This is a genomic window from Streptomyces sp. MH60 (assembly GCF_002939385.1).
Taxonomy (GTDB): Bacteria; Actinomycetota; Actinomycetes; order Streptomycetales; family Streptomycetaceae; genus Streptomyces.
Genome location: NZ_MULI01000030.1, coordinates 32,479 through 56,526, shown reverse-complemented (window position 1 = coordinate 56,526; position 24,048 = coordinate 32,479). Strand labels below are relative to the sequence as shown.

General features: G+C 72.6%; 19 protein-coding genes. 10 read left to right on the top strand and 9 right to left on the bottom strand.

The window, feature by feature from the left end; translation table 11 throughout:
• Positions 1 to 11: 11 nt before the first annotated feature.
• Positions 12 to 305 carry a hypothetical protein gene (locus BZZ08_RS19935; protein WP_104633616.1) on the top strand — a complete coding sequence of 98 codons (294 nt, stop codon included), beginning with the start codon at positions 12 to 14 and terminating at the stop codon, positions 303 to 305.
• Positions 306 to 392: 87 nt separating this feature from the next.
• Here BZZ08_RS19935 and BZZ08_RS19930 read toward each other — a convergent pair whose 3' ends face one another.
• Positions 393 to 914 (bottom strand): MarR family winged helix-turn-helix transcriptional regulator, encoded by a 522-nt coding sequence (locus BZZ08_RS19930; RefSeq protein WP_104633615.1) that lies wholly within the window; start codon positions 912 to 914, stop codon positions 393 to 395.
• 126 nt (positions 915 to 1,040) lie between these two features.
• Here BZZ08_RS19930 and BZZ08_RS19925 point away from each other — a divergent pair, with 126 nt between their 5' ends.
• The 3 genes from BZZ08_RS19925 to BZZ08_RS19915 are packed head-to-tail and all read left to right on the top strand — an operon-like array spanning position 1,041 to position 3,872.
• Positions 1,041 to 1,994 (top strand): EamA family transporter, encoded by a 954-nt coding sequence (locus tag BZZ08_RS19925; RefSeq protein ID WP_104633614.1) that lies wholly within the window; start codon positions 1,041 to 1,043, stop codon positions 1,992 to 1,994.
• Positions 1,995 to 2,027: 33 nt separating this feature from the next.
• Positions 2,028 to 2,960 (top strand): DMT family transporter, encoded by a 933-nt coding sequence (locus BZZ08_RS19920; RefSeq protein WP_104633613.1) that lies wholly within the window; start codon positions 2,028 to 2,030, stop codon positions 2,958 to 2,960.
• A 9-nt stretch (positions 2,961 to 2,969) separates the two neighbouring features.
• The gene (locus BZZ08_RS19915) at positions 2,970 to 3,872 is read left to right on the top strand and encodes a LysR family transcriptional regulator (RefSeq protein ID WP_104633612.1); all 903 of its coding nucleotides are present in this window, start codon (positions 2,970 to 2,972) and stop codon (positions 3,870 to 3,872) included.
• Positions 3,873 to 3,946: 74 nt separating this feature from the next.
• On the opposite strand, the gene pepN (BZZ08_RS19910) is transcribed toward BZZ08_RS19915, so the two are convergent.
• A complete protein-coding gene (pepN, locus tag BZZ08_RS19910) occupies positions 3,947 to 6,520 on the bottom strand; it encodes an aminopeptidase N (RefSeq protein ID WP_104633611.1) in 2,574 nt (857 codons plus the stop codon).
• Positions 6,521 to 6,633: 113 nt separating this feature from the next.
• Here pepN (BZZ08_RS19910) and BZZ08_RS19905 point away from each other — a divergent pair, with 113 nt between their 5' ends.
• Positions 6,634 to 7,110, top strand: a complete 477-nt coding sequence (locus BZZ08_RS19905) for a DUF1203 domain-containing protein (RefSeq protein WP_104633610.1) — start codon at positions 6,634 to 6,636, stop codon at positions 7,108 to 7,110.
• Positions 7,111 to 7,122: 12 nt separating this feature from the next.
• Here the strand turns inward: BZZ08_RS19905 and BZZ08_RS19900 are convergent, their stop codons facing one another.
• Both BZZ08_RS19900 and BZZ08_RS19895 read right to left on the bottom strand, forming a co-directional pair.
• Entirely contained in the window at positions 7,123 to 8,370 is a 1,248-nt protein-coding gene (locus BZZ08_RS19900; protein WP_104633609.1) for a TerD family protein, read from the bottom strand.
• Positions 8,371 to 8,494: 124 nt separating this feature from the next.
• A complete protein-coding gene (locus BZZ08_RS19895; RefSeq protein ID WP_104633608.1) occupies positions 8,495 to 9,514 on the bottom strand; it encodes an aspartate-semialdehyde dehydrogenase in 1,020 nt (339 codons plus the stop codon).
• 349 nt (positions 9,515 to 9,863) lie between these two features.
• On the opposite strand from BZZ08_RS19895, the gene BZZ08_RS19890 reads away from it, so the two are divergent.
• Both BZZ08_RS19890 and BZZ08_RS19885 read left to right on the top strand, forming a co-directional pair.
• Positions 9,864 to 10,400: an RNA polymerase sigma factor gene (locus tag BZZ08_RS19890; RefSeq protein ID WP_104633607.1), complete on the top strand. Its 537-nt coding sequence runs from the start codon at positions 9,864 to 9,866 to the stop codon at positions 10,398 to 10,400.
• A gap of 1 nt (position 10,401) precedes the next feature.
• On the top strand, positions 10,402 to 11,148 hold the full coding sequence (locus BZZ08_RS19885) for a hypothetical protein (RefSeq protein WP_104633606.1): 747 nt from the start codon (positions 10,402 to 10,404) through the stop codon (positions 11,146 to 11,148).
• Between the two features lie 72 nt (positions 11,149 to 11,220).
• On the opposite strand, the gene BZZ08_RS19880 is transcribed toward BZZ08_RS19885, so the two are convergent.
• Positions 11,221 to 14,514, bottom strand: coding sequence for a S8 family serine peptidase (locus BZZ08_RS19880; RefSeq protein ID WP_104633605.1), 3,294 nt, complete (start codon positions 14,512 to 14,514; stop codon positions 11,221 to 11,223).
• Between the two features lie 334 nt (positions 14,515 to 14,848).
• On the opposite strand from BZZ08_RS19880, the gene BZZ08_RS19875 reads away from it, so the two are divergent.
• On the top strand, positions 14,849 to 15,988 hold the full coding sequence (locus BZZ08_RS19875) for a serine hydrolase domain-containing protein (protein WP_104633604.1): 1,140 nt from the start codon (positions 14,849 to 14,851) through the stop codon (positions 15,986 to 15,988).
• A 7-nt stretch (positions 15,989 to 15,995) separates the two neighbouring features.
• Here the strand turns inward: BZZ08_RS19875 and BZZ08_RS19870 are convergent, their stop codons facing one another.
• On the bottom strand, positions 15,996 to 17,069 hold the full coding sequence (locus BZZ08_RS19870) for a hypothetical protein (protein ID WP_198601583.1): 1,074 nt from the start codon (positions 17,067 to 17,069) through the stop codon (positions 15,996 to 15,998).
• A gap of 310 nt (positions 17,070 to 17,379) precedes the next feature.
• On the bottom strand, positions 17,380 to 19,953 hold the full coding sequence (gene pepN, locus BZZ08_RS19865; RefSeq protein ID WP_198601582.1) for an aminopeptidase N: 2,574 nt from the start codon (positions 19,951 to 19,953) through the stop codon (positions 17,380 to 17,382).
• A gap of 171 nt (positions 19,954 to 20,124) precedes the next feature.
• On the opposite strand from pepN (BZZ08_RS19865), the gene BZZ08_RS19860 reads away from it, so the two are divergent.
• Positions 20,125 to 20,763, top strand: coding sequence for a DsbA family protein (locus BZZ08_RS19860; protein ID WP_198601581.1), 639 nt, complete (start codon positions 20,125 to 20,127; stop codon positions 20,761 to 20,763).
• Positions 20,764 to 20,879: 116 nt separating this feature from the next.
• Here the strand turns inward: BZZ08_RS19860 and BZZ08_RS19855 are convergent, their stop codons facing one another.
• Both BZZ08_RS19855 and BZZ08_RS19850 read right to left on the bottom strand, forming a co-directional pair.
• A complete protein-coding gene (locus BZZ08_RS19855; protein WP_104633601.1) occupies positions 20,880 to 21,521 on the bottom strand; it encodes a superoxide dismutase in 642 nt (213 codons plus the stop codon).
• Between the two features lie 153 nt (positions 21,522 to 21,674).
• Positions 21,675 to 23,060, bottom strand: coding sequence for an amino acid permease (locus BZZ08_RS19850; protein ID WP_104633600.1), 1,386 nt, complete (start codon positions 23,058 to 23,060; stop codon positions 21,675 to 21,677).
• 330 nt (positions 23,061 to 23,390) lie between these two features.
• Between BZZ08_RS19850 and BZZ08_RS19845 the strand changes: the two genes are divergently transcribed.
• Positions 23,391 to 23,975 (top strand): biotin transporter BioY, encoded by a 585-nt coding sequence (locus BZZ08_RS19845; RefSeq protein ID WP_104633599.1) that lies wholly within the window; start codon positions 23,391 to 23,393, stop codon positions 23,973 to 23,975.
• The last annotated feature ends 73 nt before the right edge of the window (positions 23,976 to 24,048 follow it).

Below are 24,048 nucleotides of genomic sequence, written 5' to 3'. Positions count from 1 at the left end.
AACTTTGCACCGTGGACAAGAAGAACGCCCTGCGCGCCGGCGCCCTGGCAGCCGGTACGACGCTGATGATGCTGCTCATGTCGTCCCCCGCGCTCGCGCTGACGCGCGACGACGGCGACGACCCCGGCACCGGCCTGAGCGTCGTCGAGACGCTGGGCCTCTACGTCCTGGCCCCGCTCGCGCTGTTCGCGATCATCGCGGGCCTGGTCATGGTCCTGGACCGGTCCCACCCGGACCACCGGGTGTCGACTCCCGGTACCAAGACCAAGGCGAAGACCAAGGCCAAGGTCGGCGCGAAGGCCTGACCTCCCTCTCCCGCTCCACCGAGGGCGCCGCCCCCACCGCAGGTACGCGGACGGGGACGGCGCCCTTCGGCGTTTGAGAGGACGGGCCTACTTCTCCGTACCGGCGAGGAGGTCCCGCAGCAGGCCGGCCAGCTGACCGGCCCGTTCCGCGTCGAGGGAGGCCAGCGCCTCGGTCTGGGCGTCGAGGCCCGCGCCGACCGCCTCGTCGATCAGTTGGAGACCCCGTTCGGTGAGCGTGACCTGCAGCCCCCGGCGGTCGTGCGGGTCGGGGGAGCGGCGCAGCAGCCCCGCCCGTTCCAGCTTGTCCAGCCGCCCGGTCATACCGCCGGTGGTGAGCATCAGCGTGGCCGAGAGCTGCCGCGGGGAGAGCGTGTACGGCTCGCCGGAGCGGCGCAGGGTGGCCAGGGCGTCGAACTCGCCGCGCGAGATGCCGAAGCGCGCGTACGCCTGCTCCATCCGGTCGCCCATCGCGCGCGCCAGCCGGAAGACCCGGCCGAACACCTCCATGCCGGCCGTGTCCAGGTCGGGCCGCACCGCCGCCCACTGGTCGATGATCACGTCGACGGGGTCCTTGCGCGGCGCGGACCGCGGCTCGGGGCGTTCAGTCATGGGACGAGTATCGAGGCCATTCCGCTCGGCCGCAAGAAAGTGGCTTGACGGTAACTAGCTTAGAAGTAAGCTAGTTACTAAGCTACTGACTGCTGAGCTTCTCTCTCGCCCTCGAAGGGTGCCCCCATGGCCGCCGCCCGCACCGCCGTCATCGCGCTCACCGCCCTCGCCCCCGTCTCCTGGGGCAGCACCTACGCCGTGACCACCGAGTTCCTGCCGCCCGACCGGCCCCTGTTCACCGGGCTGATGCGCGCCCTGCCCGCCGGTCTGCTGCTGCTCGCCCTCGCCCGGGTGCTGCCGCGCGGCGCCTGGTGGGGGAAGGCGGCGGTGCTGGGCGCGCTGAACATCGGGGCCTTCTTCCCGCTGCTGTTCCTCGCCGCCTACCGGATGCCGGGCGGGATGGCCGCCGTCGTCGGCTCGGTCGGCCCGCTCCTCGTGGTCGGGCTCTCGGCCCTGCTGCTCGGGCAGCGGCCCACCACCCGGTCCGTGCTCACCGGCGTCGTCGCCGCGTTCGGCGTCAGCCTGGTGGTGCTGGAGGCGGCCGGGGGACTGGACACCCTCGGCGTGCTGGCGGCCGTCGCCTCCACCGCCGCCATGTCCACCGGCACCGTGCTCGCGGGACGCTGGGGCCGCCCCGACGGTGTCGGTCCGCTCGCGCTCACCGGCTGGCAGCTGACCGCGGGCGGCCTGCTCATCGCGCCGCTCGCCCTGCTGGTCGAGGGCGCCCCGCCCGCCCTGGACGGCCCGGCGATCGGCGGCTACCTCTACCTGGCGCTGGCCAACACGGCACTGGCGTACTGGCTCTGGTTCCGCGGCATCGGCCGGCTCTCCGCCACCCAGGTCACCTTCCTCGGCCCGCTCTCGCCGCTGACCGCCGCCGTGATCGGCTGGGCGGCGCTCGGCGAGGCGCTCGGGCCGGTGCAACTGGCGGGCATGGCGCTGGCGTTCGGAGCGACCCTTGTGGGGCAGTGGGCGCCGCGCGCGCGGGTGGCCGCCGTGAGCGCGCCACCGTTCGGTTCTGCTTCACAGAACGGTCGGAAAGATTCGATGGACCTGACAGGTCCGGCCCTGCGACGGTAGGCCCGCCAGGCCCCCGACCAGCAAAGGACCTTCGTGGCCACAGCCGCCCGCCGCAACGCCACCCCGACCACCCCCCGACGGACCACCGGGGCGAGTCCGAGGGCGCCCGTGGCCCTCGGACTCGCGCTCGCCGTCCTCGCCACCCTCGTCTGGTCCGGCAGCTTCGTCACCTCCCGGGCCCTCGGCGACAGCGTGCCGCCCGTCCAGCACGCGTTCTGGCGCTGGGTGGTGGCCCTCGCCGTCGTCGCCCCCTTCGGCGCCCGGCGGGCCTGGCGGCAGCGCGCCCTGATCCGGCGCCACCTCGGCTTCGTGGTCCTCGCCTCCCTGCTCGGCGTGACCGTCTACAACACCCTCGTCAACCAGGCCGGCGTCACCACCCCCGCCGCCAACATGGGCATGATCATGGCGGCGTCCCCGGTGCTCATGGCCCTGTACGAACGGGCGGGCGGCGTGCGGCTCGGCGGCCGCCGGATCGCCGGGCCGGCCGTGGCCTGCGCGGGTGTCCTGCTGCTCGTCGGAGGGGACGGGGCGTCCTTCTCGGCCGGCGACCTGTGGATGATCGCCGCCGCCTGCTGCTTCGGGTCCTACAGCGCGCTGCTGCGCCGCAGGCCCGCGGGACTCGACGGGGCGGGGTTCCTCTTCACCACGTTCCTGTTCGGCACGGTCCTGCTGCTGCCCGCACAGGGCGTCAGCCTCGCCGTCCAGGGCGGCTTCCAGCCGACGGCGGGCACCGTCTGGCCGCTGCTGTACGTCGGCGTCGCCTCCTCCGCCGTCGCCTTCTTCGCCTGGAACAAGGCGATCTCCCTGATCGGCCCGTCCCGCGCCGGGGTCGTCTACTACCTCCAGCCGGTGTGCGTCGCCCTGCTGTCCTGGGCGCTGCTCGCCGAACCGACCGGCTGGACGCAGGCGGGCTGCATGGCGCTGATCCTCGGCGGCGTCGCCCTCGGCGCGGGGGCCCGCCGGTAGGTTGCCGCCATGGCCGACTGGGACATCCGCAAGCTGCAGATCCTGCGGACGCTGCGCGAGAGGGGCACGGTGACCGCGACGGCCGAGGCGCTGCACATGACGCCGTCCGCCGTCTCCCAGCAGCTGGCGAACCTCTCCAGACAGCTCGGGGTGGAGCTGCTCCAGGCCCACGGCAGAAGGGTCCGGCTGACCGACGCGGCCCGGCTGGTGCTGCGGCACGCCGAGGCGGTGTTCGAGCAACTGGAACGCGCCGACGCCGAGTTGGCGGCCCACATCCGCGGGGAGGCGGGCGAGGTCCGGGTCGGCGCCTTCTCCACCGCCGTACCCGCCCTGGTCGTACCGGCCGTCACCGCGCTGCGCGCCACGCGCCCGGGGATCGGGGTGCGGGTGCGGGAGGCCGAGGCGCAGGAGGCGTACGAACTGCTGGCCGCCGGGGAGGTGGACCTCGCGCTGTCGCTGGCCGCGCAGGCGCCGAGCGTCGTCGACCCGCGCTTCACCCGCGTCCCGCTGCTCGCCGACCCGCTGGACGTCGCCCTGCCCGGCGACCATCCGCTGGCCCGCACGGAGCGGCTGCGGCTGGCCGACCTCGCCGCCGAACCGTGGATCTTCGGCGGCAGCGGGCCCTGGTCCGACATCACGCGAGGCGCCTGCGAGGCCGCCGGGTTCCGGCCGCACCAGGGCCACGCGGCGGCCGGCTGGCCGGCGATCCTCGCCATGGTCGAGGCGGGCATGGGCGTCGCCCTGGTACCGCGCATGGCGGCCGTGCCCCGGGACGGGGTGGCGATGCGCGAACTGCACGCGGACCGCCCCGTCCGGCACGTCGTCGCGGCGGTACGCAAGGGGGCGGAGGAGGCCCCCGCCGTGGCCACCGTCCTCACGGCCCTGCGGGCGGCGGCGGACGCGCGTGCCTGAACGCCCGCCCGAGCACACGCGAGGGGGCGTCCGGTGCGACATGCGCACCGGACGCCGCCCCTCGTACGGATCGCCTACTCGGCCGCCGCCGCGTCCGCGGCCTGCGCCCGCAGGGCGCGCTCGATGCCGGAGCGGGACTCCGAGACCAGGCGGCGCAGGGCCGCGTTCGGCTCGGCGGAGGCCAGCCAGGCGTCCGTGCGGTCCAGGGTCTCCTGGGACACCTGCACGGCCGGGTACAGGCCGACCGCGATCTGCTGGGCCATCTCGTGCGAGCGGGACTCCCAGACGTCCTTCAGCGCCTCGAAGTACCGGTCCGTGTACGACGCCAGCAGCTCGCGCTGGTCGGTCTGGACGAAGCCGGCGATGACCGCCTCCTGGACGGCGTTGGGCAGCTTGTCGGACTCCACGACCGACTCCCAGGCCTCCGCCTTGGCCGCCTCGGTCGGCCGGGCGGCCCGCGCGGTGGCCGCGTGGCGCTCACCGGCGGCCGTCTTGTCCCGGTCGTACTCGGCGGCGATCTCCGACCCGCCGAACCGGCCCACGGCCGCGAGCCGCTGCACGAACGCCCAGCGCAGCTCGGTGTCGACGGCCAGGCCCTCGATCGTCTGCGTGCCGTCGAGCAGCGCGTCGAGCAGGTCCAGCTGCTCCGGCGTCCGCGCCGTCGCCGCGAAGGCCCGCGCCCACGCCAGCTGGTGGTCGCTGCCCGCCTCGGCGGCGCGCAGGTGGGCCAGCGTGGCCTCGGTCCAGCGGGTGAGCAGCGTCTCGCGGGCGGTGGGGGCGGCGTACTGGTCGATGGCCAGCTTCACCTGGCGGTGCAGCGACTGCACGACACCGATGTCGGACTCCTTGCCGATGCCGGACAGCACCAGCGACAGGTAGTCCCGGGTCGCCAGCTCCGCGTCCCGGGTCATGTCCCACGCCGACGCCCAGCACAGCGCGCGCGGCAGCGACTCGGTGAAGTCGCCGAGGTGCTCGGTGACGACCGCGAGCGACTGCTCGTCCAGGCGGACCTTCGCGTACGACAGGTCGTCGTCGTTCAGGAGCAGCACCGCCGGGCGGGCCTTGCCGACCAGCTGCGGTACGGCCGTCAGCTCGCCGTCCACGTCCAGCTCGACGCGGTCCCCGCGCACCAGCTTGCCGTCGCCGTCGAGGTCGTAGGCGCCGATCGCGATGCGGTGGGGACGGAGGGTGGGCTCGCCCCTGGCGCCGGCGGGCAGGGCCGGGGCCTCCTGGCGGACGGCGAAGGAGGTGATGACACCCTCCGCGTCCGTCTCGATCTCCGGGCGCAGGACGTTGATGCCGGCCGTCTCCAGCCACGCCTTCGACCAGGTCTTCAGGTCGCGGCCCGAGGTCTCCTCCAGCGCGCCCAGCAGGTCCGACAGGCGGGTGTTGCCGAACGCGTGCCGCTTGAAGTACGCCTGCACGCCCTTGAAGAACGCCTCTTCACCGACGTACGCCACGAGCTGCTTGAGCACGCTGGCGCCCTTGGCGTACGTGATGCCGTCGAAGTTGACGAGCACGTCGTCCAGGTCGCCGATGTCCGCCATGATCGGGTGCGTGGACGGCAGCTGGTCCTGCCGGTACGCCCAGGTCTTCATCTGGTTGGCGAACGTCGTCCACGAGTGCGGCCACTTCGAGCCCGGCGCGGCGGCCTGGCAGGCGGCCTCGGCGTAGGTGGCGAACGACTCGTTCAGCCACAGGTCGTTCCACCACTCCATGGTGACCAGGTCGCCGAACCACATGTGCGCCAGCTCGTGCAGGATCGTCGCCGCCCGCACCTCGTACGCGGCGTCCGTCACCTTCGAGCGGAACACGTACTGGTCGCGGATGGTCACCGCGCCCGCGTTCTCCATCGCGCCCGCGTTGAACTCCGGCACGAAGAGCTGGTCGTACTTCTTGAAGGGGTACTGGTAGTCGAATTTCTCCTGGAACCAGTCGAAGCCCTGCCGGGTCACCTCGAAGATCGCGTCCGCGTCGAGGTGCTCGGCCAGCGAGGGACGGCAGTAGATGCCGAGCGGCACGGACTGGCCGTCCTTCTCGTACACGCTGTGCACCGAGTGGTACGGGCCGACGATCAGCGCCGTGATGTACGACGAGATGCGGGGCGTCGGCTCGAACTCCCAGACGTTGTCCTTCGGCTCGGGCGTCGGCGAGTTGGAGATGACCGTCCAGCCCTCGGGGGCCCTCACGGTGAACTGGAACGTCGCCTTCAGGTCCGGCTGCTCGAAGCTCGCGAAGACGCGGCGCGCGTCCGGCACCTCGAACTGCGTGTACAGGTACGCCTGTTCGTCCACCGGGTCGACGAACCGGTGCAGGCCCTCGCCGGTGTTGGTGTACGCGCAGTCCGCGGCCACGCGCAGGATGTTGCGGCCCGGCAGCAGGCCCGGCAGGGCGATGCGGGAGTCCTGGAACACCTCGGCGGCATCGAGGGCGTCGCCGTTCAGCGTCACCTCGTGGACCGTCGGCGCGACCAGGTCGATGAAGGACTCGCCGCCGCCCTCGGCGACGTCGAAGCGCACCGTGGTCACGGACCGGTAGGTGCCGCCCTCCTGCGCGCCGGTGAGGTCGAGATCGATCTCGTACGAGTCAACGGTCAGCAGCGTCGCCCGCTGCCGCGCCTCTTCGCGAGTCAGGTTTGTGCCAGGCACGCGGTCATCTCCTCGTTATGTGTGGGTTGCGCCATCCTTCCACGTGACCCGCGCCCAACGCGATGTCCGTTTCCCGCCGGTGCGCGGGTTCCGCGCGCGCGAGCCTGGACCCCATGAACGGCTGCATCGCACATCCCGTCCCCCCGGCCACCCTCAAGGAACTGCGCGCCACCGACGACGCGGGCCGCGTCCCCGCACCCTTCACCGACGACGAGGGCGGCGCACCCCTGCGCTGCTGCCTGCGCCACAGTCGCGCGGGTGAGCGGATCGCCCTCGTCTCCTACGCCCCGCTGCGCCGCTGGGCGGCGGAGACGGGCGCCGACCCGGGCCCGTACGACGAGCAGGGCCCCGTCTTCGTCCACGCCGAGGAGTGCGCGGGACCGGAGACGGACGGCCTCCCCTTCACCAACTCGCACCGGACCCTGCGCCGCTACTCCGCCGAGGGGCACATCCTGGGCGGGCGGCTGATCGGGGACCCCGGCGCCTTCGAGTACGCCCTCCGGGAAGCGTTCGACGACCCGGCCGTGGCGCTCGTCCACGTCCGGGCCGTCGAGTACGGCTGCTTCCTCTACGAGGTGCGCCGGGCCTGAGCCCCGCCCGCCTCAGCCGCCCACCCCGAGCCGCCAGGGGCCGTCGGCCTCGATGCGCAGGAGGCCGGGTGCCCGGACGGGGGCCAGTACGTCGAGGCGGCCGACCTCGTTGACGAGGAGGTCCTCCTCGTCGTCCTGCCACTCGGGATCGTCCGAGGCGAAGTAGTGCCAGACGACGAAGTTGCTCTGTCCCTGGTGGACGAAGGACAGCACGCCCGCGGGGCCCTCGTACACCAACAGGTCCGGGCCCCGGCCGTTGAGGCTGTGCACCAGGCGCCGGGCGTGGGCGAGCGGCAGCACCCGCAGCGTCCAGGGCGTGTCGGCGCGCACCACCAGGGACAGCGGGCGGTCCTCGGGGACGGTGGCGAACGTGCGGGCGTGGACCTCGTCCTCGTACGTCGACAGCAGATCCCGGTCGGCGCGTCCGTACGCGTCACAGGAGTCGATGTGCACCGAGATGCTGTCCCTGCACTCGATCTCGACGACCACGCGGGCGCCGGGCGGCAGGTTCGGCGGGCAGGTGACGCGCTCCTTGCCCGAGGCGTGGTGCGTGAACGGCGGGAAGGAGAGCGCCAGCTCCGACGCCAGGCGGTCGGCGGGCGGAGCCGGGAAGAACGCGGCGTCCGCCGCCGCGTGCAGTGGGGCCGCCGGAGGGGTGTAAGGGATCGGCGGGGCGGGTGGCAAGGGAGGAGGGGGCGCGGGGACCGGGGTCACGGGTACCGGCTGCGGGTCCTCGGCGACCGAGATGCCGAAGTCCGTGGCGAGCCCGGCGAGGCCCGAGGCGTACCCCTGCCCCACCGCGCGGAACTTCCAGCCGCCGTTCCTGCGGTAGAACTCGCCGAAGAGGAAGGCGGTCTCCGTCGAGGCGTCCCCGATCGTGAAGGACGCGACCTGCTGCCCGTCCGGCAGAGCGACCCGGACATCCAGGAAGGGCACCTGCCCAAACGTTCCCGCGTCGGTGGACGCGGCCACCACGACCCGTTCCATCCCGGGTTCGACGGCCGCGAGGTCCAGCCACAGCCAGTCGGCGCCCGTGCCGTCGGCCCCCTGGCCCTTGCCCAGGTGGCGCACGGCGCCCGACGGGTGGGCGGGCTGGTTGTAGAAGACGAGGTCGGCGTCCGAGCGGACCCGGCCGGCAGCGTCGAGCAGCAGGGCCGAAACGTCCACGTCCGGTACGTGGACGCCCTGCCGCCAGGTCACCGCCACCTGGAGGGTGGCTGCGGGAACGGGCAGGTTGCCGCCCTTCGTCATGTGCGTCATGGCGTGATCTTCACATGACCGGCACGACTGGTGAGGCGGATTGTCATACTCCGCATCGAGGGGCTTCCCACGGGAGGGGGCGGCCACCCCGCACCGGGTGACCGCCCCCCTGGGAAGCGGTGAACTACTTGGCGGACAGCTCCGCCGCCACCAGTTCGGCGATCTGCACCGCGTTCAGGGCCGCGCCCTTGCGCAGGTTGTCGTTGGAGACGAACAGGGCGAGGCCGTTGTCCACGGTCTCGTCCCGGCGGATACGGCCCACGTACGACGGGTCCTGGCCGGCCGCCTCCAGCGGGGTCGGCACCTCGGTGAGCGCCACACCGGGGGCTCCGGCCAGCAGCTCCTTGGCGCGCTCCACGCTGACCGGGCGGGCGAAACGGGCGTTGATCTGCAGGGAGTGGCCGCTGAAGACGGGCACGCGCACGCAGGTGCCGGACACCTTCAGCTCCGGGATCTCCAGGATCTTGCGGGACTCGTTGCGGAGCTTCTGCTCCTCGTCCGTCTCGTGCAGACCGTCGTCGACGAGGGACCCGGCCAGCGGCAGCACGTTGTACGCGATCCGCGCCACGTACTTCTCCGGCTTCGGGAACTCGGCTGCCGAACCGTCGTGGGTCAGCTTGGGGGCGTCCGCGCCCACCTTCTGGATCTGCTCGAACAGCTCGTCCACGCCGGCCAGGCCGGAACCCGACACCGCCTGGTAGGTGGCGACGACGAGGGCTTCCAGACCCGCCTCGTCGTGCAGTGGACGCAGCACCGGCATCGCGGCCATCGTGGTGCAGTTCGGGTTGGCGATGATGCCCTTGGGGCGGTCGGCGATCGCGTGCGGGTTCACCTCGGAGACCACCAGGGGCACCTCGGGGTCGCGGCGCCAGGCGGAGGAGTTGTCGATCACGACGGGGCCCTGCGAGGCGACCTTTTCGGCCAGCGCCTTGGAGGTGGCGCCGCCCGCGGAGAACAGCACGATGTCCAGCCCGGAGTAGTCGGCGGTGGCCGCGTCCTCCACCGTCACCCCGTCCAGCTCCTTGCCCGCGCTGCGCGCCGAGGCGAACAGGCGCAGCTCGGTGACCGGGAAGTCGCGCTCCGTGAGGATCCTGCGCATGACCGTGCCCACCTGACCGGTGGCTCCGACGATTCCGACCCTCACGGTGGCTCCTTCTCCGTTCGTGCGCGTGTCTTCACGCGCGCTTTGCTCGGCCGAGACTTTTCCATCATGGGGCGAAGCCCGGCCCGGCTGTCCAATCCTTTGCGCGGTGTGCCCGCACACCGGGACGCGGCGACTCGGACGGTGGGTGTGGTCCTTGCGCACGAAACCCGGCTGAGCTGCAGAAATTCCGTCGCCCCGCCCCCGCGCCGCAAGCTGTGCTGTTCCGCCCCTGCCCATCCCTTCCCGACCCACACGACGATGTGACGTACGCCTCGCGCCGAGGGGCGGCCGCGCGGGTGAACGTTTCGGGGGCCTCGCGCGTCCTAGGGAAAACGTGGCCGGGGGAGGGGTGGCTTTGCTGCGCAGGAAGGCCCGCCGCGGCCAGGGGGACGACGTGCGCGACGACCCCCTGGACGCGGCACAGGAACGCCGGGTGCGGGCGGTGCTCGCGCTGGGCGGGGTGCCGCAGACGGACCTGCCGGACGGGGTGCAGCAGGTCCGTCTGCGGCTGCTGGAGCGGACGGCCGGCGGCCGCGAGGCGCCGCGCGACGTGTCCGCCTGGGCGGCGGTCGTCGCCTCCAACCTGGCCATGGACTGGCACCGGGCCAGGCGCCGCCAGGACCGGCTCGGGGAGCGCCTGGCCGCGCTGCGCCAGGCGGAGCACCCCGGTGACGAGGACAGCAGCGTCCTGTCCCTCGCCGTCGCGCAGGGCCTGGACGAGCTGCCGGACGCCCAGCGCCAGGTCCTCGTCCTGCGCTTCTACGCCGACCTGCCGGTGCGCGGCATCGCCGAGGAGCTGGGCATCCCCGAGGGCACGGTCAAGAGCAGGCTGCACACGGCGGTACGGGCCCTGCGCGCCCGCCTGCACGAGGACGAGGTGGTGTGAGATGGCCGCCGAAGAGCACCCCGGTGGGTACGACGCGCTGACGGCCGCGATCACGGGCGAGCCGCTGCCGCCCGACGCGGGGGCGGACGCCCACGGCGCGTACCGGTCGGCCACGGCCGACGTGGCGCTGCTGCGGGAGCAACTGCACCTGCTCGGCGACGCCCTGGGCGACGCCGTTCCGGCGGGGCGTCCGGCTGCGGCCCCCGTCCAGGTCCCGGCACCGCGCCGCCGCCGTCCCTTCCGCCTCGCGCTCGGTGTCCTCGCGGCGGCCTGCGCGGGGGTCGTGGTCACGGGCCTGGGCTGGCTGGCCGTGCAGAGCGGCAGTGGTGCCTCCGAGGACGCGGCGAGCGGCAGCGCGGCCGACAAGTCCGCGGCGCGGCCGGACCGCCCGTCCGCAGGGCAGGAGGCCGCCGCGGTCTTCGGCACTCCCCGCTACCTGGCCTGCGCCCGGCTGGTCGCCGAAGGCACGGTGACGGGTGTCGAGCCGGTGCCGGGCACCGCACAGCACCGGATCACGCTCCGCGTGACGCACGCCTACGCACCACCCGAGGGGGACACCGGGCCGACGACGACATTCGTCCTGGACGACGGCCTCGCCCGCCTCGCCCCCGGCGACCGGGCGCTGATCGGCCTCCTCCGGGACCGGCCCACCCCGGACACGGTGATCACCGGCGACCGGAACATCGCCACCGCCCGCTCCCGGGTCACCGCCTCCCTCCCCGAGTCCCGCACCCTCACCTGCGACTGACCCGTCACGAGTACGCGGAAGGGGGCGGGCGCCCGACCCGGCGCGCCCGCCCCCTCCCCGTACCGCACCGGACTACGGCACGACCTTCCCGATCCGTACGCTGCCGAGGCCCGCGACCGTGCCGTGGGCGTTGACCAGCCGGACCCGGCCGAAGAACTCGCGGCCCTCGGGCGCGGCGGCCAGGGCCGTGACGCTGCCGGAGACCGTCGCCGAGTCGCCCGTGCCGAGCTTCACCGGCGCCGAGCCGTCCACCGTGACCGAGCCGAGGGTGTCGGCGAAGTACACGTCCCGGTAGTCGTACTCCGTGCTGCCCGAGGGCACCGAGTAGCCCGCGACCTCGACGGTGTACGTACCGGCGGCCGGCTTGGCGAGGGAGACCGACTCCTCCGAGTCGCCGTCGGCGGACTGGGCGACGACGGCGCCGTTCTCGTCGTAGACCGTCAGGTCCAGGTCGGCGGCCGCGTCGGAGACGCCCCCGATGGCGACGTCCAGCGACTCGGCGCCCTCGGGCACCTCGACCGTGGAGGTGGCCGTGTCGCCCTGCTCGATGGTCGGGCGGGACGTCTCGGAGGAGCCGAGCGGGCCGCCGACCAGCTTGCCGTCGAGCGGGGCGTACCGGTTGGTCACCGTCCAGGAGGCGTCGGCCGGGGTACCGGCCTTGGCCTCGGGCACCGTGACGACCTCCGGGTCGAAGTCCGCGCCGAGCACGGTGACGTCCAGCCGGTAGGGGTTGTCCAGGAGCGGCGAGGTCCGCCGGGCCTCGACCTCGACCTCCCAGACGCCGGGCTGCGGGTCGGCGTACGCGCGCACGTCGGGGCGGCAGCCGTTGCCGTCGAGGTAGTTGTTGTAGCAGTACGGCGTGGAGGTGTTGTCCACCGGGACGCCGTACGGGTGGAGGGAGATGAACCGGGTCTGGCTCTCACCCTTGAGCCCGCCGATCGCCACCTCCAGCGCCTTCGCACCCTCGGGGACGGTCACGAAGTAGGACTTGGTGGCGTTGCGCTGCACCGAGCCCTTCGCGGAGAAGTCGTACTTCAGCGGGGCGGAGACGACGACCGTGGTCAGGATCTGCTGGTCGACACCCTCGGTGCGCGGGTCGTCGACCTCCAGGATCGCGCTCTTGAGACCGGCGGAACCGGGCCGTGCCTCGACCTCGACGGTGACCGGCTCGTTCAGCGGCAGCCGCACCTCGTCCCGGCCCACGACGCGGAAGGTGTGCCCCGCGTTGTTCTCGAACTCCAGCTCGTGCCGGATCGCCCGGTCCGGCCCCGAGGTACGCGTCAGCGTGATCTCGTACGTCTTCTTCTGCCCGGCCTTCAGGCCGCCCTCGCGGTCGTAGAGGCCGGTGCCGTGGCCCGGGGTCGCCAGGGCCTCGTCGATCGCGGTGTCGACCGGCGCCCTGACCGTGTACTCGTGGGCGCCTGCGCCGCGCCGGATCGACTTCCAGGCGTCGGGGATGTCGATCAGGCCCGCGCCCTCCTCGTACGCCTGCACGCCCTTGATGTGGTCGGCGGTGGAGGTCAGCGCCGTCCGCAGCTTCGCCGGGGTCAGGTCGATGCGGGCCTGCTTCGCCGCCGACAGCAGCAGCGCCGAGGCGCCGGCGGCCTGCGGGGACGCCATCGAGGTGCCCTGGAGCATGCCGTAACCGGCGGGCAGGTCGTAGCCCGCCTCCGGGACCGGGGCGCCGGGCATCCAGGTCTGGATGGAGTTGACCGCGGCGCCGGGCGCGGTCAGCGTCGGCGTGAAGCCGCCGTCCTCACGCGGTCCGCGCGAGGAGAACGGCATCATCGCGTACTCGGTCCGCACCGCGGAGCCGTAGTTGGCGGCCCAGGTCTCGCGGGAGATGGAGGCGCCGACCGAGATGACCTTGTCGGCGAGGCCGGGGTCGCCGATGGTGTTGGCACCGGGTCCCGAGTTGCCCGCGGAGATGACCAGCTGCACGCCGTAGGTGTCGATGAGGCGGGTGTACAGCTCGGCGCGGGCGTTGTTGCCGTCGTTGAGGGCGGGCAGGCCGCCGATCGACATGTTGACGATGTCGACGCCGCGGTTGACGACGAGGTCGATCATGCCCTCGGTGAGCGCGACGTTGGTGCAGCCGCCGCTCCAGGTGCAGGCCCGGGAGGAGACGATCTTCGCGCCGGGCGCGGCGCCGTCCATCCGGCCGCCGAACAGCCCGTTGGCGGCGGCGAGTCCGGCGACGTGCGTGCCGTGCTCGGACTCGATGACGCCGATGTTGACGAAGTCGGTCCTGGTGCCGGCGGAGCCGACGACGTCCTTGCGGATCTCGATCACGAAGGGCTGGCGCTCGGCCACGTCCGTCTTCGGGTCGTCGGTGCCGAAGTACCCGATCTGGAAGCCGTCCTTGTAGGGCTTCATCGGGGTGTCGTCGGAGAAGTCGTGGTTGTTGTTCAGGTCGACGCGGACCGTACCGGCCTTCGCGTCGTACAGGACGCCCCAGGAGTCGGTGGTGTCGCCGTCCCGGTTGGCGTCGCCCGCGGCGTCACCGCCGGTGGTGTACGACTCCAGGAAGGTGCTGACCCGGTACGAGCCCGCGGGCGCCGTCCAGGTCTGCCCGCCGTAGGTGAAGGCGGGCCCGGAGACGGAGGTGGTCATCGGGCGCCAGGTGCGGTCGCCGTCGACGACCGGGTCGGTCGCGGTGACCCAGTCGACGATCTTGCGCTCGCCGGTGGTGGTCCGCTGCAACGCCGGGTGGCCGAGGTCGACGCCCGAGTCGAGGATGCCGATGGTGACGCCGCGGCCGTCCGACTTCGGGTTCTTCTTCACGAAGTCGACGGCGCCCGTCTCGAAGGACGGGTTGTAGGGGTTCTCGGCCGGGGTCCGGCGGTTCGGCGCCGGGTAGGAACGGCCCTGGTGCGCGGCGCCCTTGGCCATGTCCGCGCTGGGCGTCGGGTCGTCCAGCGGGATCTCGTCGCGCAGGTCGATGCCGTTCACGGAGGAGAGCTTCGCGGCGGCGGCGATGGCCGAGTCCGCCTTGGCGGTGGGCACGGTGGCGCGTACGTAGCCCAGCTCGTCGTAGGTGCGGCCGACGGTGCCGCCGGCGACCGCGTCCAGCTCCTTCGCCACCTGCTCGGTCCGGCCCGGCGCGGTGGCGACCATCATCGTGACGTTCTTCCGGCCGTCGGCCTTCGCCTCGGCGAGCAGGTCGGCGTCGTGCGAACCGAGCTTGTCGTGCGCGGACTTGACGGAGGTGTCGCCGAAAGGCGCGGTCGTCGCCGGGCCGTCGGCGGCAAGGGCGACGGGCACGGGCCCGACCGCGGCGAGTGCGGCGACGAGGCCCGTGGCGACGGCCAGGCGGGCCCTGCGTCTCGCGCCCGGTATCGGTTCGCGCTGGGGGCTGTGGGTCATCGGCATCCCTTGGGGTGAAGGAACGAGCGGCACGACCAAGGCCGACCGGCCCTGGCCGAGACAGTCCGGAATCCGATCCCGGACGACCGCTCAGCTTTACTCAAGGGATCACTGATTGGGGAGAGTTGTCCGGGGCGGGAAGAAGGCATGGCGTCATTCCGCCATACGCCATCGGGGACACAGGGGACGGCACGTGACAATCCCGTGGCCCGCACCGCACCGACACGGGTGAAAAGAGGCTCAATCACGTTCAACTCTCGTAAACCATGGCAACCCTCATGCCGTCGGTGCGGTCTCTCCCGGGACCGAGCAGTACCGAGAAGTGGGGGAAGACATGACCGCACGCGTACGGACCGCCCTGCTCGCGGCCACCGCCCTGGCCCTGTCGACGGCCGTCGCGGGTCCCGTCGTCGCCGCGCCCGCCGCCACCGGCGGCCACGACGCGACCCGCCGGGCCCTCCAGGCCGCCGTCGAGGACGGAGTGCCCGGCGTCACGGCGACCGCCCGCGACGGCCGCGGCACCTGGTCCCAGGCCGTCGGAGTGGGCGATCTGCACACCGGCGAACCGCGCTCCGAGCGGGACCGCTACCGGGTCGGCAGCATCACCAAGACCTTCGTCGCCACCGTGCTGCTCCAACTGGAGGCCGAGGGCCGGCTCTCGCTCGACGACACGGTGGACCAGTGGCTGCCGGGCCTGGTCGCGGGCCACGGCCACGACGGCGGCCGGATCACCCTGCGCCAACTCCTCAATCACACCAGCGGCGTCTACGACTACACGTCCGACGACGGGTTCGCCCGCGACCACTTCCTCAAGGACGGCTTCTTCGCGCACCGCTACGAGACGGTGACACCGCGCGAGCTGGTCGCGATCGCCATGGCCCACCAGCCGGACTTCACCCCCGGCACCTCCTGGAACTACTCCAACACCAACTACGTCCTGGCCGGCCTGGTGATCGAGGAGGCCACCGGCCGCCCCTACGGCGAGGAGGTGCGCCGCCGGATCATCGAGCCGCTCGGGCTGCGCGCCACCTCCTTCCCGGGCACCCGCACCGGCCTGCCCCGGCCCAGCAGCCGGGCCTACTCCAAGCTGGCGCCCACGGCGACCGGCCCGACGTACGACGTCACGCGGCTCAACCCGTCCATCGCCGGCGCGTCGGGCGAGGCGGTCTCCAGCTCGGCCGATCTGAACCGCTTCTACACCGCCCTGTTCCGCGGCAGGCTGCTGCCCGCCAAGCAGCTGGCCGAGATGACCACCACGGTCCCCGCACGGGAGGGCGCCGACTACGGACTCGGCCTGATCAGGCGGCAACTCGACTGCGGGGTGACGGTCTGGGGGCACGCCGGCGCCATCCACGGCTCCTCCTCGGAGGCGGTGGCGACCAGGGACGGCCGGCACGCCCTCGCCCTCAACTTCAACGGCGACTGGTCCGGCGACGGCGAGGCGGTGATCGAGGCCGAGTTCTGCGGCGGGTGACCTGGGCCTAACGGGGCAGCACCACGACGTACGCCGCGGGCTCCCGGTCCCCGGCCGCCATCAGCGCCGTACGCACGACGGCCGCCTGGTGCTCCGGGCAGTCCCGCAGCATGCGCGGGGTGAGGTGCACGACCGTGATCCCCAGCCGCTCCAGGTGCTCGCGCTTGCGGGCGTGTTCCGCCCAGGCGGCGTCGTCCTCGTGCTGCCGGTGCGCCCGGGTGTCCAGCTCCAGCGCCACCGCGTGCTCGGGCCAGAAGGCGTCCACGCCGCCCAGGTGGGGGCCGCCGGGCAGGCGCAGGTCGACGTTCCACACCGGCTCGGGCAGGGCGTGCTCGCGCACCATCCGGTACAGCCGCTGCTCGGCCAGCGCCCGCCCCTCGGCGACCAGCGAGTCCACGGCGTCCACCACGTGCGGGCGGCTCAGCAGCCGGGCCCGGTTCAGCTCCCGTACCACCGCGGCCGGTTCGCAGTGCCCGCCACGCACCGCCTCCGTCAGCAGCCGGCGGACCGTGCCCGGGTCGGTCAGCTCCGCGACCGCGTCCGCCAGGGCCCGCGCCACCGGTGCCACCGGGACCCCGGTCAGCTCCACGGCGGTCGGCAGCGCGGCCGTGCGGACGACGCGCGCACAGCCGGTCGTGCGCAGCCGGCGCAGCCGCGGGACCAGGACGTCGATGAGGTCCAGGGACGACAGCGGGGGAGCGGCGGAGAAGCCGTGCAGCGTCAGCGCGGCCAGGCCGGTGATCATCGCCTCCGCGTAGGCCGGCGCGGGCGGCTGCTCCCCGCCCGGCTGGACCGGCACGGAGGCGGTCACGCCGGGTGCCGTGCCGGCGGCGGTGCGGTCCCGCGCCGCGTAGAGCAGCACCGCGTGCAGGCGCTCGTCGCCGGTCGGCGGGCCCGGGTGCAGCAGCACGACGTTCGGGAGGAGCTGCTGCCAGGGGCCGCCGGGCCGGCACTGCTCGTTGGTCTCCGCGGCGGAGACGCCGTGCGCCCGCAACTGGGCGACCGTCATCAGCCGGCGTCGGCCGACGGCCAGTTCGTGGAGCGGGCGGGGGCGGGGCGGGAGCGGGGTGTTGTGCGTCATGACCGGCAATTTCCCGCGCTTGATCCGCCCCTTAACCCCTGTTACACGCCCATCGCCGAACCGGGACAAGGGCGGACTAAAGGACGCGTGTTCGGATGCCGAAACCCCTGGTCCGAAAGGGTGGGACCAGGGGTTACGGCTGCTATTGACCGAATTCCGTAACGACGACGGAACGCTCAATCGTTGGCCAGGACTCATCGACGCGGGGCAGGACAACGCCCCGAGGGGCGCGGGGCTGTGTCCAGGTGCGGCTCCGCCGCGTGGACGGGACAAGCCACGACGCACCCGCGCCCGACGGCCAGCAGAACCTCTACGCGCCCCCGTCGCAGGCCTGCGCCCGCAGGGCCCGCGCCAGGTCGTCCCGAGCCTCCAGCACCAGCCGCCGCAGCGCCGGCGCCGCCCCCTCGTGCGCCGACAGCCACGCGTCGGTCGCGTCCAGCGTGTCCTGGGAGTCCCGCAGCGACGGGAACAGGCCCCGGACCACGTCCATCCCGATCTGGATGGACCGCTCGGCCCACACCCGCTCGATCGCCGCGAAGTACTTCTCGGTGTACGGCGCGAGCAGCTCCCGCTGCGAGGGCTGCGCGAACCCGGCGATGGTCGCCTCCACCAGGGCGTTGGACAGCTTGTCCGACTCGACGACCTGCACCCACGCCTGCGCCTTCACCACCTCCGACGGCCGCGAGGCCAGGCAGCGCACCTGGTGCCGCTTGCCGGAGGCCGTGTCGTCGCGGACCAGTTCGGCGGCCAGGACGTCCTCGTCGACCGCGCCGTGGGCCGCGAGCGGGGCGAGGAAGACCCAGCGCAGCTCCTGGTCCACGGCCAGGCCGTCGATCTTCTCCGTGCCCTCCAGCAGCCCCCGGAGCAGCGCCAGGTCCGCCTCCTCGGACGCCACCGACGCGAAGAACCGCGCCCACGCCAGCTGCTGCTCACTGCCCGGCGCGGCGTCCCGCAGCTCGCGCAGCGCACCCTCGGCGAGCAGCCGCTCGCCGGTCTTCCGCCACTCGGGGGCGGCGTAGTGCACCAGCGCCGAGCCGGTCCAGGCGTGCAGCATCTGCAGGACGCCGATGTCGGACTCGCGCCCCGCGAACCGCAGCACCAGCGCCGCGAAGTCCCGGGCCGGCAGCAGCGCGTCCCGCGTCATGTTCCACAGCGCCGACCAGCACAGGGCACGGGCCAGCGGGTCGGTCAGGGCGCCCAGGTGCTCGCGCAGCGTCGCCAGCGAGGTGGCGTCGAAGCGCGTCTTGCAGTACGTGAGGTCGTCGTCGTTGACCAGGACCAGCTCCGGCGCCTGGGCACCGGCCAGCTCCGCGACCACCGTGCGCGGCCCCTCGACGTCCACCTCGGCGCGCGCGTACCGCTCCAGGGCGCCCTCGGCCGTACGCCGGTACAGGCCCACTGCGACGCGGTGCGGGCGCAGTTCGGGGTGAGACTCGACGGCCTCCTGCACCACGGCCAGCTCGTCGACGGTGCCCGCCGCGCTCAGCAGCACCTGCGGGGTCAGCGAGTTGACGCCCGCCGTCTGCAGCCAGGAGCGCGACCAGGCCGCCATGTCCCGCCCGCTGGTCTCCTCGAGGACCGACAGCAGATCACCCAGCCGGGTGTTGCCGTACGCGTGCCGCTTGAAGTAGCGCCGCGCGCCCTCCAGGAACGCGTCCTGCCCGACGTACGCCACCAGCTGCTTCAGCGCGGAGGCGCCCTTGGCGTAGGTGATGCCGTCGAAGTTGAGCTTGGCGTCCTCCAGGTCACGGATGTCGGCCGTGATCGGGTGGGTGGAGGGGAGCTGGTCGGCGCGGTAGGCCCAGGCCTTGCGGCGGTTGGCGAAGGTGATCCAGGCGTCCTTGAAGCGCGTCGCGCCGACGTTCGCGAACGCGCCCATGAAGTCGGCGAAGGACTCCTTCAGCCACAGGTCGTCCCACCACTCCATGGTGACCAGGTCGCCGAACCACATGTGCGCCATCTCGTGCAGGATCGTGTTGGCGCGGCCCTCGTACGACGCCCGCGTCACCTTCCCGCGGAAGATGTACTCCTCCCGGAAGGTCACCATCCCCGGGTTCTCCATCGCGCCGAGGTTGTACTCGGGCACGAACGCCTGGTCGTACTTCCCGAAGGGGTACGGGTAGTCGAAGTGGTCGTGGAAGAAGTCCAGGCCCTGCTTGGTGATGAGGAAGACGTCGTCGGCGTCGAAGTGCGGGGCGAGCCCCTTGCGGCACAGGGCGCCGAGCGGGATCTCCAGCCGGGTGCCGTCCTCGAAGGTCCGCTCGTAGGAGTCCGTCACGTAGTGGTACGGGCCGGCCACGACACACGTGATGTACGTCGAGATCGGCTTCGTCTCCGCGAACCGCCACACGCCGTCGGCGCGCTCGCCCGCGCCGTTGGACCACACCGTCCACTCCTCGGGCGCGCGCACCTCGAAGCGGAAGGGCGCCTTGAGGTCCGGCTGCTCGAAGCCCGCGAAGACCCGGCGCGAGTCGGCCGGCTCGTACTGGGTGTACAGGTACACCTCGCCGTCCTCGGGGTCGACGAAGCGGTGCAGTCCCTCGCCGGTGCGGGAGTAGGCGCACTGGGCGTCGACGACCAGCTCGTTGTCGGCGGCCAGGTCCTCCAGGGCGATCCGGGAGCCGTCGAAGACCTCGCTCGGGTCGAGGTCGCGGCCGTTCAGGGAGACGGCGGTGACGCTCGGTGCGATCAGGTCGGCGAAGCTGCTCGCGCCGGGCTCGTTGCAGCGGAAGCGGATCGTGGTGACGGACCGGAACGTGCGCGGCCCCTCGCCCCGCGCGTCGCCGACGGCCGAGCGCACGTCGAGGGACACCTCGTACCCATCGACGGACAGCAGGGCGGCCCGCTCCCGGGCCTCGTCGCGGGACAGATTCTCACCGGGCACGGGCGGCACTCCTCGGATGGTGTTCGGTATACGACTGGTGTTCCGTGGTGTTCAGTATGCGGACAGCACCGATCCTGCCATGCGCCCCTGTCGCACGGCAGCGGGGAATGGGCGGGCCGACCGGCCGGTTGCCCCGAGAAACACCTGCTCGCGCGCCCCATGAGGAGAGACATGTCCGAGAAGACGCCCGTCGACTTCTGGTTCGACCCGCTGTGCCCCTGGGCCTGGATGACCTCCCGCTGGGTCCTGGAGGTGGAGAAGGTCAGGGACATCGAGGTCCACTGGCACCTGATGAGCCTCGCCGTGCTCAACGAGGACAAGCTCGACGAGCTGCCCGCGGAGTACCGCGAGATGCTGGAGGTCAAGGCCTGGGGCCCGGTCCGCGTCGTCATCGCGGCCCAGGAGGAGCACGGCCGCGAGGTGCTCGGCGACCTCTACACGGCACTCGGCACCCGCATCCACAACCAGGAGGAGGGCCCGGGCCGGGAGACGGTCGCCGCCGCCCTGAAGGACGTCGGTCTGCCCGAGTCCCTCATGGACCACTGGGACGGCACCCCCTACGAGCCCCAGCTGCGCGCCTCCCACAAGGAGGGCATCGACAAGGTCGGCCAGGAGGTCGGCACCCCGGTCATCGCCGTGCCCGGCGCCGACGGCGAGCAGCTCGCCTTCTTCGGCCCGGTCGTCACCCCCGCCCCCAAGGGCGAGGACGCCGCCAAGCTCTGGGACGGCACCCTCGCCGTGGCGTCCGTGCCGGGCTTCTACGAGATCAAGCGGACCCGCACCAAGGGCCCGGACTTCAGCAACCTGTAGGTCCCCGCGCACAGGAAGCCCCCGCGAGTCACGTCCTCGCGGGGGCTTCCCTCATTCCGCCCGCCCGGTGAAGGTTGAGAAGACGATCACGAGGCGGGACGCTCAGGGGCCGGCTCTCAGGGCGCCAGCAGCAGCGTGTTGGTCCGGGACTTGGCGGCCTCGTAGCGCTTGGCCACGTCCTGCCAGTCGACGACGGCCCACATGGCGTCGATGAAGTCGACCTTCTGGTTCCTGTACTGCAGGTAGAAGGCGTGCTCCCAGGCGTCGAAGACCAGGATCGGGGTGGAGCCCTGGCCGACGTTGCCCTGGTGGTCGTAGATCTGCTCGACGATCAGCCGGCCGCTCAGCGGCTCGTAGGCCAGCACGCCCCAGCCCGAGCCCTGGGTGGTCGCGGCGGCCTTGGTGAGCTGGGCCCTGAAGCCCGCGAAGGAGCCGAAGGACTCGGCGATCGCGTCGGCCAGTTCGCCCACGCCGTCCTTGTCCAGGGGCTCGCCGCCACCGTCGCCGGTCATGTTGTGCCAGTAGATCGAGTGCAGGATGTGGCCGGAGAGGTGGAAGGCCAGGTTCTTCTCCAGGCCGTTGATCGAGCCCCACGTCTCCTTGTCCCGCGCCTCGGCGAGCTGCTCCAGCGTGTCGTTGGCGCCCTTGACGTACGCGGCGTGGTGCTTGTCGTGGTGCAGCTCGATGATCTCGGGGCTGATCACGGGAGCCAGCGCCGAGTAGTCGTACGGCAGTTCAGGAAGCGTGTAGACGGACATGGCGGATCCCCTCCGACCCTCTTATTGCAAAAGGCTTGCAAGTGCACGCTAGCAGCAAGAGTCCGCGGAGGGGTGGAGGGGCGTGCCGGAGCACACGAAAGGGCCCCCGCACGCGTGGGTGCGGGGGCCCTCGGGAGGAACCGGGCGCCGGGGCTAGCGGCGGGCAGCCGCCCGTCGCTGCCGGGCGTAGCCGACGGCCGCCAGGGCGAGCGTCATCCCGCCCGTCGAGTACAGCTGGACCCGGGTGTCCGGCTCACGGGCCATCAGCACGAACACCGCGGCCATGGCCGCCAGCGCCACCCAGGTCAGCCACGGGAAGCCCCACATGGGCACGACCAGCTTGTCGGGCGCCTCGCGCTCCAGGCGGCGGCGCAGCCGCAGCTGGGAGGCGGCGATGAAGATCCAGACGACCAGGATGACCGCGCCGATCATGTTCAGCAGCCAGGAGAAGACGTCGTCCGGCCGCCAGTAGCTGAGCAGGACGCAGCCGAAGCCGAAGAGGGAGGAGACCAGCACCGCGATCCGCGGCACCCCGCCCGACACCCGGCCCAGCACCTTCGGGCCCTGGCCGCGCTCGACCAGCGAGTAGCCGATGCGGGAGGCGCCGTAGATGTTGGCGTTCATCGCGCTGAGCAGCGCCACCAGGACCACGACGTTCATGAGCTGACCCGCGCCCGGGATGCCCAGCTCGTCGAGGGCGGCGACGTACGGGCCCTTCTCGACGACCTCGGGGGAGTCCCACGGGACCAGCGTCACGATGACCGCCATCGAGCCGATGTAGAACAGCGCGATGCGCCACATCGCCGTCCGTACGGCGCTCGCCACGCCCTTGACCGGGTTCTCCGACTCGGCCGCCGCGATGGTGACCGTCTCCAGGCCGCCGTAGGCGAACACCGAGGCGAGCAGGCCGATGATCAGGCCGTTGCCGCCGTTCGGCAGGAAGTCGCCCAGGTGGGAGCTGCCCGGGGAGTCGGTGCCCGGCAGGACGCCGCAGATCGCCAGCACGCCCAGCACCAGGAACAGTGAGATCGCGCCGACCTTGAGCGCGGCGAACCAGAACTCGAACTCGCCGAAGTTCTTCACGGCGGCCAGGTTCGTCCCGCAGAACACCACCATGAACAGCGCCACCCACGCCCACTCGGGCGTGCCCGGCAGCCAGCCGTGCACGATCTGCGCGGCCCCGATGCCCTCCAGGCCGACGGCCGTGCACAGCAGCACCCAGAACGCCCAGCCCGCGGTGAAGCCGGCCCAGGGGCCGATCGCCCGCTCGGCATGCGCGGAGAAGGAACCGGAGGACGGATGGGCGGCGGACATCTCGCCCAGCATCCGCATCACCAGCATCACCAGGAGACCGGAGAGGGTGTAGGCGACGACGATCGAGGGCCCGGCGGCGGCGATACCGGCGCCCGAGCCGACGAACAGCCCGGCGCCGATCACCCCGCCGAGGGCGATCATCGACAGATGGCGCTGCTTGAGGCCGTGGGAGAGGGAGGAGTCCACCGGCTGCCGGGGCGCCTCGGTGGTGGTGCTGTTGGACATGGAGCGGCTCGTCCGATGCGTGGGGGACTGGGGCAGGGCAAAAGCGCCCACAGTTTCCGGTCTCGCACCGCCCGGCGACAGCGGACGCCCACGATACGGACGGCCCGGATACGGAACGTGATCATCCGAATGCGGGGTTCCGCATACTGGTGACGCCCGCCTCACCCCCTCGGTGACCGGTGTCACCCGAGTCCGGGTGTATCCCGCATCCTTTGTCGGGAGCCCACCAAGCCGACGAACGTGCCTTTGTCGGGCGCTGCTGGTGATCGGCCCCGGCCGCTGGGATAGCGTCGCGGTGTCCCGACATGTCCACACCACCGCGGAGTCCCCATGAGCACCGCTGCCGTTTCCGCCCGCCGCTCCGGGCAGGTCCTCGCCGACCTCATCCCCTCCTCCCGAGTCCGGGACGTCGCGCTCGTGGCGGGCGGCGCCGTGCTCACCGGCGTCGCGGCCCAGATCGCGGTGCCCGTGCCCGGCTCCCCGGTGCCGGTGACCGGCCAGACCTTCGCGGCACTGCTCGTCGGCACCACGCTCGGCGCCCGCCGCGGTCTGCTCTCCCTCGCGCTGTACGCCCTGGTCGGCATGGCGGGCATGCCGTGGTTCGCGGAGGGCGGCTCCGGCACCGCGGCGCCCTCCCTCGGCTACGTCTTCGGCATGCTGCTCGCCGTCACGGTCGTGGGCGCCCTGGCCCGCCGCGGCGCCGACCGCTCGGTGCTGCGCACGGCCGGCACCATGCTGCTCGGCGAGGCGGTCATCTACGCCGTCGGCGTGCCCTACCTGGCCTTCGCCGCCGACCTGTCCCTCACCGCGGCGATCGCGGCCGGCCTCACCCCGTTCCTGATCGGCGACGCGCTCAAGGCCGCGCTGGCGATGGGCGTCCTGCCCGCCGCGTGGAAGCTGGTCGACAAGCGCTAGCGGCCGACGGGCCCACGCAAGAGGCTCGCGGGGAGCGTTGCAAGCGCTCCCCGCGAGCCTCTTTCACGTGGTC

Coding starts and splice junctions, on each gene's coding strand:
- BZZ08_RS19925 (WP_104633614.1), top strand. CDS start 1,041: ATGGCCGCCGCCCGCACCGCCGTCATCGCGCTCACCGCCCTCGCCCCC.
- BZZ08_RS19930 (WP_104633615.1), bottom strand. CDS start 914: ATGACTGAACGCCCCGAGCCGCGGTCCGCGCCGCGCAAGGACCCCGTC.
- BZZ08_RS19905 (WP_104633610.1), top strand. CDS start 6,634: ATGAACGGCTGCATCGCACATCCCGTCCCCCCGGCCACCCTCAAGGAA.
- BZZ08_RS19870 (WP_198601583.1), bottom strand. CDS start 17,069: ATGACGCACAACACCCCGCTCCCGCCCCGCCCCCGCCCGCTCCACGAA.
- BZZ08_RS19875 (WP_104633604.1), top strand. CDS start 14,849: ATGACCGCACGCGTACGGACCGCCCTGCTCGCGGCCACCGCCCTGGCC.
- BZZ08_RS19860 (WP_198601581.1), top strand. CDS start 20,125: ATGTCCGAGAAGACGCCCGTCGACTTCTGGTTCGACCCGCTGTGCCCC.
- BZZ08_RS19885 (WP_104633606.1), top strand. CDS start 10,402: ATGGCCGCCGAAGAGCACCCCGGTGGGTACGACGCGCTGACGGCCGCG.
- BZZ08_RS19880 (WP_104633605.1), bottom strand. CDS start 14,514: ATGACCCACAGCCCCCAGCGCGAACCGATACCGGGCGCGAGACGCAGG.
- BZZ08_RS19845 (WP_104633599.1), top strand. CDS start 23,391: ATGAGCACCGCTGCCGTTTCCGCCCGCCGCTCCGGGCAGGTCCTCGCC.
- BZZ08_RS19850 (WP_104633600.1), bottom strand. CDS start 23,060: ATGTCCAACAGCACCACCACCGAGGCGCCCCGGCAGCCGGTGGACTCC.
- BZZ08_RS19915 (WP_104633612.1), top strand. CDS start 2,970: ATGGCCGACTGGGACATCCGCAAGCTGCAGATCCTGCGGACGCTGCGC.
- BZZ08_RS19900 (WP_104633609.1), bottom strand. CDS start 8,370: ATGACGCACATGACGAAGGGCGGCAACCTGCCCGTTCCCGCAGCCACC.
- BZZ08_RS19855 (WP_104633601.1), bottom strand. CDS start 21,521: ATGTCCGTCTACACGCTTCCTGAACTGCCGTACGACTACTCGGCGCTG.